This window comes from Neobacillus sp. YIM B06451, assembly GCF_032667185.1.
Taxonomy (GTDB): domain Bacteria; phylum Bacillota; class Bacilli; order Bacillales; family Cytobacillaceae; genus Bacillus_D.
In genome coordinates this window covers 50,088-62,066 of record NZ_JAVFKJ010000003.1, presented here as the reverse complement: position 1 = coordinate 62,066, position 11,979 = coordinate 50,088, and the positions used below count along the sequence as shown (strand labels likewise).

Here is an 11,979-nt window from a genome sequence, read left to right as displayed (position 1 = left end):
ATGGTTTTCCGCTTTCCTGGCAAATAATTTCATGCTTTTTTTACAAACGCCTGCAACCTTTTTCACACTAATTGTAGCTTTTATTATGGTTCTTGACAAATTTGGTTCTTGGACTATGATTTTGCTGAGGCACTAATCCTATAGAAGTGCGGGGAAGGAATGTTGGCATGAAGCGTATAGCAGCCCTCGTTGTAATGCTAATTCCGGGGTTTTTGGCAGCCTACGGAATAAAATTAATGAGAGATATGGTATTTGGGAAGTTGCAGCAACCGTTTACGTATCTTTGGCTCCAATTTCTTATCGGGTTTATTTTGTTTATTCTTGGCCTTGGTTTCGTGGCGGGGTTTATCCTTTACCGGGACAGGAAGCGGAACAAGGTACAGGACAGGTTCAAAAGGAAGTAGGAAAGGGAGCTAGCTGCTCCCTTTCTGTTTTGTAGCTGAAAAATCCCCCTGCACATTTCATGAAGGGGGATGAAAAAGTATTCCTAATTAAAAGGCTGCCTCTTAGGATGCCTTATGCTCAAGGCGCAATTTGTCAGCGACCATCGCAATAAATTCGGAATTTGTAGGTTTTGCTTTTGACATACTGACCGTATAGCCGAAAAGGGATGATATAGAATCGATATTACCCCTGCTCCATGCTACCTCGATCGCATGGCGTATGGCGCGCTCCACTCTGCTGGCAGTCGTGTTGTACTTTTTCGCAATATCCGGATACAGGACTTTCGTGATGGAACCAAGGAGTTCAATATCGTTGTATACCATGGAAATTGCCTCTCGAAGATAGAGATATCCTTTAATATGGGCTGGGACCCCGATTTCATGGATGATAGATGTTATGCTGGCATCAAGGTTTTTCGGTTTTTGCTCGGAATTGGAACGGAATCCAGTAGAGTGGCCTTTTCGGGTTATACTTGTTTTTCCATTGACTGTACGAATATGGTTTCCGAGCATTTCCATATCGAATGGTTTAAGGATAAAATAGGACGCTCCCAATTCAACCGCTTTTTTCGTAACATCTTCCTGGCCAAACGCGGTCAGCATAATAACGTTCGGCAATGGGCCGTTCTTCGATTCGCGCATCCTTTCTAAAACTGCAAGACCGTCCAGATGAGGCATAATGATATCAAGAACCAGGACATCCGGGTTCACTTCCTCAAGCATTTCTAGGCATTCCTGGCCATTATGGGCAATGCCGGCTACCTCCATGTCTTCCTGTGAAGATATGTATTCCTCCAGCAGCCCTACCAGCTCCCTATTATCATCCACCACACAAACTTTAATTTTTTTCACTCCCAGTTACCTCCTTGGATTCCATAAAAGATTCATTTTTGTATAACCTATTTTCTATTCTAAATGACATATTCGACAATGCAACAGGAAATCCTGCGAACAATTAAATTTTTCTCAAAAAACCCACGAAAAAAGGTAATTCCTCTATTTTTCTCCGTTTTTCGACCATTTTCGTTATTCTTTTCGTTTTTGTCGAAAATTCTTTATTTTTTTGTATATCCAGTTCTATACCTGGATAAACAAAAAGGCCCTCCGATAGGGGGCCGATATTTCAGCTTGCTTTTAATTCAGGTTTTTCATATATATCAATTCCCGCTTCCGTCAGCATCCATTCAATATGGACGCCATATCCCGATGTAGGATCGTTAACAAAGACATGAGTCACAGCTCCGACTATCTTCCCCGACTGAATGATAGGGCTTCCGCTCATTCCCTGGACAATCCCTCCTGTTTTTGCCAAAAGCTTTGGATCCGTTACCTTAATAACCATTCCCTTTGTCGCCGGAAACTTCTGCGGGATTGTGCTGACAATTTCAATGTTGAACATTTCCACTTTATCGTTATCAACGACCGTCAAGATTTTTGCCGGCCCTTCTTTTACCTGATGGGATAAAGCGATAGGCATCGGTTTATCTAAAATGCCGTTTTCAATATCCCTGTTTAATTTACCGAATATCCCAAATGGGCTATTCCTGTTGATATTTCCTATTATTTCCCTATCATCTGAAAACCTGGCGAGTTTTTCGCCTGGATTCCCATTACTTCCTTTTTCAATGCTTGTTACAGTCGACCTGACAATCTGTCCATCCTCAACGACAATGGGCTTTTTTGTATCCATATCTGAAATGACATGCCCAAGCGCCCCGTATTTTTTGGAACCTGGCTGATAAAATGTCATCGTGCCAATTCCTGCGGCCGAGTCCCGGATATATAGGCCAAGCTTATAGTTGGAGGCCCCCTTTTCTTTAAGAGGCATGAGCTCCGCTTTGAACCTTCCTTTTTCCCTTGAGATGAGGACGTTTAGGGGCTTGCCCGTTTTGCCTGCCTCCTGGACAAATGGTGCGACATCGGACATTTTTTCTATTTTTTGGCCATTTATCTCTGTAATGATATCCCCTACTTTTATTCCTGACATCTCACCAGGGGACTTTTTTCCATTTCCTGTGTCAACCTGATGATGGCCGACCACTAGGACGCCAACGGTATTTAATTTTACCCCAATCGATTGGCCCCCGGGATAGACCCTGAAGCCTTTCAATACATTTACATCGACCTTTTTGATTGGAATTCCCGCCAGGTCGAGGATTACTTCGCTTTTTCCCGATTCCTTTGCCGACACGGAGACAAGGTGCTCGGATTGGTTAATGACGATTGTCTCGGGGTTCGCCGCTACAGCCGCGCTAACAGCTGAGGCCTTACCAAAAGAAACTTGATCGCCCTGAAATACGGTAATTTGCTTTGGAATGTCAAGATACATCTGAAATGGCTTCCAGCTAACAAAAATGATGATTGAAACAAGGAGAATTCCACCGATTATTTTTCTCAGCATTCTTTTACTCAAATACCTCACTCTCCTCGCTTCAGGTGCTGTCCTTAAAAAATGGCTACAGTTATAATTTTGCCGGGATAAGTAGCATTTATAACCCTCAGGCAAATAAAAAAGCTACCCATACTGGATAGCTTTTCATGTGTTTTTAATTTTGGAGGCGAGGAGCAGCAATTCCTTTGCATGTTCCTTTGTAAGGTCGGTTATCTCTGCCCCGGATATCATCCGGACGATTTCCGCTACTTTCTCCTCTTCATTTAATGGGACGACGGATGTTTTTGTCCTGCCGCCTTTTGTTACTTTTGAAATAAGAAGATGGGTATCCGCCATCGCAGCTACTTGTGGAAGGTGTGAAATACAGAGAACTTGCGAACCTGTTGCAACCCTGAAAATCTTTTCGGCAATTGACTGGGCCACTCTTCCGCTTACACCGGTATCAACTTCATCAAATATAATGGATGTTACCCCTTGGTGTTTGGAGAAAATGCTCTTTAAAGCGAGCATAATACGCGACAATTCCCCTCCAGACGCCACTTTGGAAAGCGGCTTTAAAGGTTCGCCCGGATTTGTGGAAATGAAAAATTCAACCTTGTCAGCACCCATCCGTGTATATTGGGAACGTTCATTTAAAAAACGGATTTCAAATAAGGTTTTCGCCATGTAAAGGTCCTTCAGCTCTTTATGAATAAGCTTTTCAAGCTTTTCAGCCCATTTTTTCCTAATGGAAGTCAGGTTTGAGCCTTCACTTGATAAGTGTTTTTTCAATTGGGTAAGTTCTTTTTCAAGATTCCCGATATGGGTTTCTTTATTCTGTAGTGCATCGATTTCGGAGCTGATTTTTTCGGCATATGAAAGGATTTCCGAAATGGTTTTCCCATATTTCCGTTTCAATTGATTGATTTCGGTCAGCCTTGCCTCGATTTCATTCAGCCTTCCCGGGTCATATTCGAGTAGCTCAAGCTTGTTCCTAAGCGTGGAAGCTGCGTCTTCGAGCATATAATAGCTATTTGAGATCGCCTCAAACGTGTCCTGGTAGGCAGGGTCAAGGGCGGCGGCTCCTTCAAGAAGCCCCATTGCTTCCCCGGCCCAGTCAAGTGCGCGGGAATCCCCTTTCAGTGCATTATAGCCTGATTGGACGGAGTCAAATATTTTTTCGAAATTAACGAGCCGCTGCTTTTCTTCGGCGAGTTCTTCGTCTTCATTCGGCTTAAGGTTCGCATTGGTGATTTCCTCGTACTGGAATTGAATCAGGTCGAGCCTATGGGCCATTTGCTGTTCATTTTCACTTAGCTTGCGAAGCTTTCCAAGCGTTTCTTCATATTTTCCATAAACCCGCTGGTACGACTCAAGGACCGGAAAGATGCCTTGGTTTCCGAATTGATCGAGGAGTGACAGATGGAGAGTTTCATTCATCAATTCCTGATGTTCGTGCTGTCCATGGATGTCGACGAGCGTTCCGCCAATTTCCCTTAAAACTGTTAACGTTACAAGCTTCCCGTTTACCCTGCAAACACTTTTCCCATTTTGGGAAATATCCCGTCGCAGTACGACCATTGAATCTTCAATTTCAATGCCATATTCCAAGGCTTTCTCGACACATGGATGTTTTTTATCGTCAAGAATGAAAAGGCCTTCAATCTCCGCCTTTTCCTCTCCGTGGCGTACAAATTCGGATGAACCCCTTCCGCCGACAAGGAGGTGAATGGCATCAATGATAATTGATTTACCAGCACCGGTTTCCCCGGTCAAAACAGTTAGGCCCTTTGAAAAAGATACGGAAAGGGCCTCGATGATTGCGAAATTCTTTATGGATAGTTCCGTTAACAAGTAGCATTCCCCCACCTACAGCATTTCAAGGAACCTGTCGGTAATAACCCCGGTATCCTCGGGAGTCCTGCAGATAATCAAGAGTGTATCGTCCCCGCAGATGGTCCCGAGAATTTCTTCCCAATCGAGATTATCAATTAGAGCCCCAATTGCCATCGCATTTCCAGGAAGTGTTTTCATGACGAGCAAATGGCCGGCCGCATCAATCCTTACGAACGCATCCATGAGGGCTCGTTTCAATTTTTGCAGAGGATTGAAGCGTTGGTCGGCGGGAAGGCTGTATTTATACCTTCCATCCAAAAGCGGGACCTTCACAAGATGGAGTTCCTTAATATCCCGGGAAACTGTCGCCTGGGTAATGTTGAAACCCTGTCTTTTTAGTTCATCTACAAGATCGTCCTGCGTTTCAATATCGTTGTTTGCAATGATTTCCCTGATTTTAATATGGCGTTGGCCTTTGTTCATTCATTATCACTCCATTAGGTGATTAAAACATTTCGTAGCCTATCAAAATTTGTCGGTTCTACACATATGTTAGCCGATTTACGCATTCTTGTACAATGATTCTTTACCGAAAACACAAACTTGCCATACTGTATTCCACTAACTTTATTTTGAGTTATCAATAATGTTCTTAATTATTTTTTCCCCTTAGCCAAAAGAAAAGGATAAGCATATGCCTATCCTTCTTCTTCCGTGTGTTTTGTTTTCAAGTCGTGGTGGGCGGCCTTGACAATTTCCTCCGGGTTCACATCCAGAAGGTTTTTGCCTCCAATCCCTTCTCCTTCCCATCTTAAATGGAGAAGGAATTCGATATTTCCGTCCCCGCCTGTAATTGGTGACCAAGACAGGCCAATAGCGTTGAAACCCGAATCAAGGGCGAACCGGATTGTTTTATCCAGGACAGCGATATGCACCTTTTCATCTCTTACTATCCCCTTCTTCCCAACTTGTTCACGCCCGGCCTCGAATTGTGGTTTAACCAGGGCAATCACGTCGCTGTTGGGCACCAGCAAAGTTGCCAATACCGGAAGGATAAGCGAAAGGGAAATGAATGAAACATCGATAGTTGCAAAATCAGGCATTCCTTTTTGCAGGTCAGCGGGTGTGACATAACGGAAATTCGTCCGTTCCATTACAACAACCCGTTCATCCTGGCGGAGTTTCCAGGCGAGCTGGTTATATCCCACATCAAGCGCATAAGACATTTTAGCGCCATTTTGGAGCGCGCAATCGGTGAAGCCTCCGGTAGAAGAACCAATATCGAGCATTGTTTTCCCAGAAACATCAACATTGAATGCACGAAGCGCTTTTTCGAGCTTCAGCCCTCCCCTGCTGACATAAGGAAGGACATTGCCCTTAACCGCCAGGGGCAAATCGGTGCTGATTTTTTCACCTGGCTTATCGAGCCTCTGCTCATTTGTATAGACGAGGCCGGCCATAATGGCCCGCTTCGCTTTTTCACGTGTTTCCGCCAGCCCTCTTTCAACTAGGAGGACATCAAGACGTTCTTTTTTCACTTTCATTCTTTACGCCCTCTGCTGCTTCTTAGCGGTGAGAATTGACAAGCGGCTGATGGCCGAATCAACGGTGAAGTCGATTTCGTCTAGGAGCTCATCAACGCTGCCATGCTCAATGAACTTATCCGGAATTCCCATTCGGTCAATAACATTTTTAAAATAGCCGTGGTCATGTGCAAATTCTATTACGCTGCTGCCAAAACCACCTTGAAGGACAGCTTCCTCAATCGTTAAGATTGGCATTCCGTCCTCTAGAATACCGGCAAGCATTTCTTCATCCAGCGGTTTGATGAATCTCGCATTCACAACCTTTACGGAAACACCCCTTCTTTCCATTTCCGCCGCGGCATCCAAGGCCATTTGAATTGTGGTTCCAAATGTAAGAATCGCGGCATCTCGGCCGTCCTTGAGAACTTCCCACGTTCCAATCGGAATAGCTTTGAAAGTATCATCCAACGGGACCCCAATTCCATTGCCGCGCGGGAATCTCATAGCGATCGGCCCGTCATCATAGGACAACGCCGTATAAACCATATGCTGGCCTTCATTTTCATCCTTCGGCATCATCAGCACCAGGTTCGGAACATGGCGAAGGAAAGCGATATCGAATACGCCCTGATGTGTTTCCCCATCGGCGCCGACAAGCCCGGCTCTGTCTATTCCGATGAATACATTCAGGTTTTGCCTGCAAATATCGTGTACGACTTGGTCATAGGCTCTCTGTAGGAAGGTGGAATAGATAGCCAGGAAAGGCTTCATGTTCTGCGTTGCCAATCCTGCAGCGACAGTAGCCGCGTGCTGTTCGGCAATGCCGACGTCAAACATCCTGTCCGGAAATTCCTTTGCGAACCCTTCTAACTTCGATCCAACAGGCATGGCCGGCGTGATTGCGACAACCCGGTCATCGGTCCTGGCAATCTTTCGGACCGTTTCACTGACGAGGCCGCTCCATGAAGGAGGGGAAAAAGACGGCTTGACGAAAGCGCCTGTATCCATTTTATAAGGCCCTGTTCCGTGCCATGTGCCGATTTTATCCGACTCCGCTGGGTGGTAGCCTTTCCCTTTTTTCGTAATAACGTGGATGATAACCGGCCCTTCCGTTTTCTTCGCATAGGCAATATTTTCGAATAAGTCTTCAAAATCGTGGCCATCTACCGGTCCGAGGTAGGTAAAGCCCATTTCTTCGAAAAACATACCTGAAACAAGCATGTACTTCAGGCTGTCTTTTACTCGTTCCGCAGTAGCGGCTAGGACTCCGCCTACAGCAGGGATTTTCTTGATAAGAAGCTCGAGTTCGTCTTTAACCCCATTGTATTTTCCGGAAGTCCTCAATCTTCCAAGTACGTTGTGAAGGGCACCTACATTGGGGGCAATGGACATTTCATTATCATTCAAAATAACAATCATATTTTTCTTTTCATGCCCGATATGATTGAGCGCTTCAAGAGCCATTCCCCCTGTCAAAGCACCATCGCCAATGACCGGAAGGATAAAGCTATTTTCTTTTTTCAGATCCCTTGCAATAGCCATTCCCATCGCGGCGGACAGCGAAGTCGAGCTATGCCCGGTTTCCCATACATCATGCTCGCTTTCCGAACGTTTTGGAAAGCCGCAAAGCCCTTTGAATTGCCTTAAAGTATCGAATTCGCACGCTCTTCCAGTAAGAATTTTATGCACATAGGACTGATGCCCGACATCCCAAATAATTTTATCCTTTGGGCTGTTGAATGCTTTATGAAGGGCAAGTGTCAATTCCACAACCCCAAGATTTGGGCCGATATGGCCGCCTGTAACCGATAATTTTTCAATAAGGAACCGGCGGATATCCTTGCTTAGCTTTTCAAGTTCCTTGTTCGACATCCTTTTAAGAAAGGATGGATCTTTTATTGATGTAAGATCCAATTAGGACCACTCGCTTTCATTGCATATTCACCAAACTAACATTAACCCCTTTTATTATAAAGGAATGGGCGGAATCCTCAAGGAAATATCGAAATTTCACCTATTATTTCCCTAATTCGCCGTATTTCCTCCCTGGGTAAAAAATATGCCGCTAGCACAGTCGTGATAACGGCAACATAGTCAGTGTTTATTTACTAAAACTTGAACACGTGCCTAACCATTAGCGGGGAAGACAACCCACTGATGGAAGGTTCACTATTTAGGCTCGATTGTACCATATTTAGGTCCGGTGCTCAAATGGGGGGCTTAATGGTTCCGTGTGGCAATAAGTTCCGTGATTTCGAGCAGCAGCCTTGTGTCTAGCCCGGTTTTATCCAGCTCTTCCCTTGCCTTCGTGATATGGGATTCCAAAGCATTTTTTGCCCCTTCAAGTGTCAAGAGTTTCGGATAGGTGCTTTTGTGGTTGGCAGTGTCACTTCCGACAGGCTTTCCAATGGTGCCTACATCCCCTTCAAGGTCAAGGATATCATCACGTATCTGAAACGCCAGGCCAAGGTGGAACGCAAACTTGGAAAGCATTTCAAGCCTTTCCTCATCCGCGTCTGACAAAATAGCCCCCGCAAGGACACTAAAGGTTAGGAGTCTGCCTGTTTTATTAATATGGATGGCTTCGAGTTGTTCTAGGGTCAGTTCCTTATCCTCGCCCTCCATGTCTGCGGCCTGCCCTCCAACCATTCCAGAGGCTCCGGCTGCCTTTGCCAGTCCTAACACAAGCCTGAGTTTTGTAGCAGGGCTTGCATTCATATCTCCAAGCAGTTCAAAACTGTAAGTCAACAGGGCATCACCAGCAAGGATGGCCATCGCTTCTCCAAACACTTTGTGGTTGGTCGGTTTTCCCCTTCTCAGGTCGTCATCATCCATGCTTGGGAGATCATCGTGAATCAGCGAGTATGTATGGACCATTTCAATTGCCGCAGCCGCTGGGACACCTTCCTCTGGGTTACGCCCGAAGGCATCCATTGCCGCGAAAACAAGCATTGGCCGGATTCTTTTACCGCCTGCTTCAAGTGAATACAGCATTGCATTCTTTAGCGATTCGGGCGCTTCCAGCCTTTGGACTGATGAACGGAGTTCTTCTTCCAATAGCTGCCTGTATTTAAATATTGCGTCGTCCAAAAGTCCTTTTCCCACTTTTATTCCTCCCCATCAATGGAGAAATTTTCTTTTCGTCCATCTTCAGTAATAATTTGGGCCAATTGTTCTTCGACGTTTTTCAGCTTATCATGGCATAATTTCGAAAGCTCCATTCCTTTCTTATAAAAGGATATTGCCTCCTCCAAGGGAACATCCCCTTCCTCAAGCCGTTCCACTATCTGTTCAAGCTGGTCCATCGCCTGTTCAAATGTCAGCTGTCTTTCCTCAGCCATCTTTTTCAACCTCCCGTTTTTCCTCTATCGTGCATAAAAGGCTCCCATCCGTCACCTGAATGGTCACCTTGTCATTTACGTCAACCTGTCCAACCTTTTTAATTAACCGGTTATCCTCCGTATAGGCAAGGCTGTAGCCCCGTTCCATGATTTTTAACGGATTTAGCGCCTCGAATGATGCGAGGGCCCGGCCGAACACCGCTTTTTTTCCGAGAAGAATTCGATTCATGGCTCTAATAAGTTCCTTTTCTGCACGGCCATGCCTTTCAGACGCCTGGCCAAGGAGCTGCACCGGACTGTTCCTTTCGAGCCTTCTTTCCATATTGCCAAATTGCTCTTTTTTAACTAGCGCCAGCCGCCCTGCCCCACGATACAGGTTTTCAGTGAGCCTGTCCAGCTGTTCAAGCTTCTGTTCGTAGAGACGGCGGGGATAGCGAAATGCGTAAGACCGCTGAATCCGCTCAAACCGGCCCTTTTGGAAGCTGAACTTCTCCTTCATAGCCCTCATCAGCCTAGTCTGCCGCTGCAGGACACGCTCCATTAGTTCCTCGATATGCGGAACGGCTAGCTCGGCAGCCCCGGTTGGAGTCGGCGCGCGCATATCCGCGACATAATCGGCAATCGTAAAATCCGTTTCATGGCCCACCGCGGAAATAACGGGAATCGCTGAATCGAAAATAGCCCTAGCTACTTGCTCTTCATTGAAGGCCCATAGTTCTTCGATCGAACCCCCGCCACGCCCGACAATCAGCACATCGATATCTCCGGCCATATTCGCCTTCCGGATTGCCCCAGCTATTGATTTCCCAGCATTTTCACCTTGAACGAGCGCCGGATATACAATCATATTGCCAATCGGGTAGCGCCGTTTAATCGTCGTAATAATGTCCCTGATCGCTGCGCCCGTTGGCGATGTAACGATTCCGATTGTCCTCGGGAATGGAGGAAGCGGTTTTTTTCTGTCGCGGCGGAAAAGGCCCTCGGCTTCAAGCTTCTTCTTTAGCTGCTCATAAGCAAGAAATAGCTCTCCTATGCCATCCGGTTTCATTTCTTTTATATACACCTGGTATTGCCCGCTTGCTTCATAAACAGAAATCTCGCCCCTGACAATGACTTTCATTCCGTTTTCAGGGACAAATTTCATTGCCCGGGCGTTTCCGGCAAACATGACAGCAAGAATTCGGGAACGCTCATCCTTCAAGGTGAGATAAATATGTCCGCTCGAATGCTGCTTCAGGTTTGAAATTTCTCCTTTGATGAAAATATCCTGAAGATGCGGGTCAGCATCAAATTTACGTTTTATGTATTTTGTCAGTGCAGTAACAGTTACAAAACGGTTGGTTTCCTGCATGAATAAAACTCCCTGCCATACTTTCTTTAGGCTATGAAAATTTAGCAACTTATTTCAACCTCGGCAAAATAAAGCTAAACTTTCATAAAACACAAAACTGCCCTATTCCATTATAAGTTTAGATTCCCCATCCGTCACGGGTAAGAAATCCAACTACAATGGACTAGGGCAATTTAATGCATGAATAGGTGTACATCTTGGAAACTGGCTGTCAAAAATTACGGATTTATGCTTTGCTAAAGGCTTTGGACTGCCTTGCAGCCTTGAGCGTATTAAAAAGAAGCATCGTGATTGTCATAGGGCCTACGCCGCCCGGAACAGGGGTCAAATAGGCTGCTTTTTCGGAAACTTCCGGATGGACATCGCCGCAAAGCTTTTCGTGTTCATCCCTATTGATTCCTACATCAATGACGGTCGCGCCTTCTTTAATGTGGTTTAACCTGATAAAGTTTGGTTTGCCGAGTGCCGCGACAAGGATATCCGCCTGCTTCGTATGGTATTCAAGATCTTTTGTTCTCGAATGGCAATATGTAACAGTCGCATTTTCATTCAGGAAAAGCTGGCCCGCCGGCTTGCCGACAATATTGCTCCTTCCGACAATAACCACATGTTTGCCGGAAATTTCTATTCCCGTTTCCTCGAGCATAACCATAACCCCGTATGGAGTGCAAGGGAGAAAAGAATCCTGGCCAGTCATCATCCTGCCAATATTCAAAGGATGAAAACCGTCAACGTCCTTTTCCGGAGTAATGGCTTCGATGACTTTCTTTTCTTCAATATGCGCAGGCAAAGGCAGCTGGACGAGAATACCATGAACATCCTCACGGTTATTTAGCTCATCAATTTTCCTTAACAGCTCATCCTGGCTCGTTTCTTCTGGCAATGCAATCAGGAAGGATTCGATTCCAACTTCCCTGCACGCCTTCTCCTTATTGTTGACATACGTCCTGGAAGCATGGTTGTTTCCTACAAGTATTACGGCAAGCCCAGGCATAATATTATCTTCTCTCAGAGCCTTGACTTCGCGGGCGATTTCTTCCCTTTTTTTCTTTGCGATTACTTTCCCGTCAATGACCTTTGCTACCATCCCGATTCCTCCTTAGTGTTGGAT

The 11,979-nt window shown here is 45.6% G+C and carries 11 protein-coding genes; 1 reads left to right on the top strand and 10 read right to left on the bottom strand.

What is annotated here, in order from left to right:
- The first annotated feature begins 167 nt into the window (after positions 1-167).
- The gene (locus tag RB160_RS07750; protein WP_316569677.1) at positions 168-404 is read left to right on the top strand and encodes a DUF2627 domain-containing protein; all 237 of its coding nucleotides are present in this window, start codon (positions 168-170) and stop codon (positions 402-404) included.
- 102 nt (positions 405-506) lie between these two features.
- On the opposite strand, the gene spo0A is transcribed toward RB160_RS07750, so the two are convergent.
- From spo0A to folD, 10 genes are all read right to left on the bottom strand, one after another.
- Positions 507-1,295 carry a sporulation transcription factor Spo0A gene (gene spo0A / locus RB160_RS07745; protein WP_316569676.1) on the bottom strand — a complete coding sequence of 263 codons (789 nt, stop codon included), beginning with the start codon at positions 1,293-1,295 and terminating at the stop codon, positions 507-509.
- Positions 1,296-1,566: 271 nt separating this feature from the next.
- Positions 1,567-2,844 carry a SpoIVB peptidase gene (gene spoIVB / locus RB160_RS07740; RefSeq protein WP_396954695.1) on the bottom strand — a complete coding sequence of 426 codons (1,278 nt, stop codon included), beginning with the start codon at positions 2,842-2,844 and terminating at the stop codon, positions 1,567-1,569.
- A gap of 135 nt (positions 2,845-2,979) precedes the next feature.
- Positions 2,980-4,668, bottom strand: coding sequence for a DNA repair protein RecN (recN, locus tag RB160_RS07735; protein WP_316569674.1), 1,689 nt, complete (start codon positions 4,666-4,668; stop codon positions 2,980-2,982).
- Positions 4,669-4,683: 15 nt separating this feature from the next.
- Entirely contained in the window at positions 4,684-5,133 is a 450-nt protein-coding gene (gene ahrC / locus RB160_RS07730; RefSeq protein ID WP_316569673.1) for a transcriptional regulator AhrC/ArgR, read from the bottom strand.
- 215 nt (positions 5,134-5,348) lie between these two features.
- Positions 5,349-6,194, bottom strand: a complete 846-nt coding sequence (locus RB160_RS07725; protein ID WP_316569672.1) for a TlyA family RNA methyltransferase — start codon at positions 6,192-6,194, stop codon at positions 5,349-5,351.
- A 3-nt stretch (positions 6,195-6,197) separates the two neighbouring features.
- Complete coding sequence (gene dxs, locus RB160_RS07720) at positions 6,198-8,090, bottom strand: 1-deoxy-D-xylulose-5-phosphate synthase (RefSeq protein WP_316569671.1); 1,893 nt, start codon at positions 8,088-8,090, stop codon at positions 6,198-6,200.
- Positions 8,091-8,396: 306 nt separating this feature from the next.
- On the bottom strand, positions 8,397-9,281 hold the full coding sequence (locus RB160_RS07715) for a polyprenyl synthetase family protein (protein WP_316569670.1): 885 nt from the start codon (positions 9,279-9,281) through the stop codon (positions 8,397-8,399).
- Positions 9,282-9,283: 2 nt separating this feature from the next.
- Entirely contained in the window at positions 9,284-9,517 is a 234-nt protein-coding gene (locus tag RB160_RS07710; RefSeq protein ID WP_316569669.1) for an exodeoxyribonuclease VII small subunit, read from the bottom strand.
- Positions 9,510-10,868, bottom strand: coding sequence for an exodeoxyribonuclease VII large subunit (xseA, locus tag RB160_RS07705; protein ID WP_316569668.1), 1,359 nt, complete (start codon positions 10,866-10,868; stop codon positions 9,510-9,512). The genes RB160_RS07710 and xseA overlap by 8 nt, the downstream gene beginning before the upstream one ends.
- Before the next feature lie 226 nt (positions 10,869-11,094).
- Positions 11,095-11,955 (bottom strand): bifunctional methylenetetrahydrofolate dehydrogenase/methenyltetrahydrofolate cyclohydrolase FolD, encoded by an 861-nt coding sequence (gene folD, locus RB160_RS07700; RefSeq protein ID WP_316569667.1) that lies wholly within the window; start codon positions 11,953-11,955, stop codon positions 11,095-11,097.
- Positions 11,956-11,979 lie beyond the last annotated feature (24 nt).

What these genes read in the sequence shown, in the direction of transcription:
- folD (WP_316569667.1), bottom strand. Translation starts at nt 11,955, where the DNA reads ATGGTAGCAAAGGTCATTGACGGGAAAGTAATCGCAAAGAAAAAAAGG.
- RB160_RS07710 (WP_316569669.1), bottom strand. Translation starts at nt 9,517, where the DNA reads ATGGCTGAGGAAAGACAGCTGACATTTGAACAGGCGATGGACCAGCTT.
- RB160_RS07725 (WP_316569672.1), bottom strand. Translation starts at nt 6,194, where the DNA reads ATGAAAGTGAAAAAAGAACGTCTTGATGTCCTCCTAGTTGAAAGAGGG.
- spoIVB (WP_396954695.1), bottom strand. Translation starts at nt 2,844, where the DNA reads ATGCTGAGAAAAATAATCGGTGGAATTCTCCTTGTTTCAATCATCATT.
- xseA (WP_316569668.1), bottom strand. Translation starts at nt 10,868, where the DNA reads ATGCAGGAAACCAACCGTTTTGTAACTGTTACTGCACTGACAAAATAC.
- RB160_RS07750 (WP_316569677.1), top strand. Translation starts at nt 168, where the DNA reads ATGAAGCGTATAGCAGCCCTCGTTGTAATGCTAATTCCGGGGTTTTTG.
- ahrC (WP_316569673.1), bottom strand. Translation starts at nt 5,133, where the DNA reads ATGAACAAAGGCCAACGCCATATTAAAATCAGGGAAATCATTGCAAAC.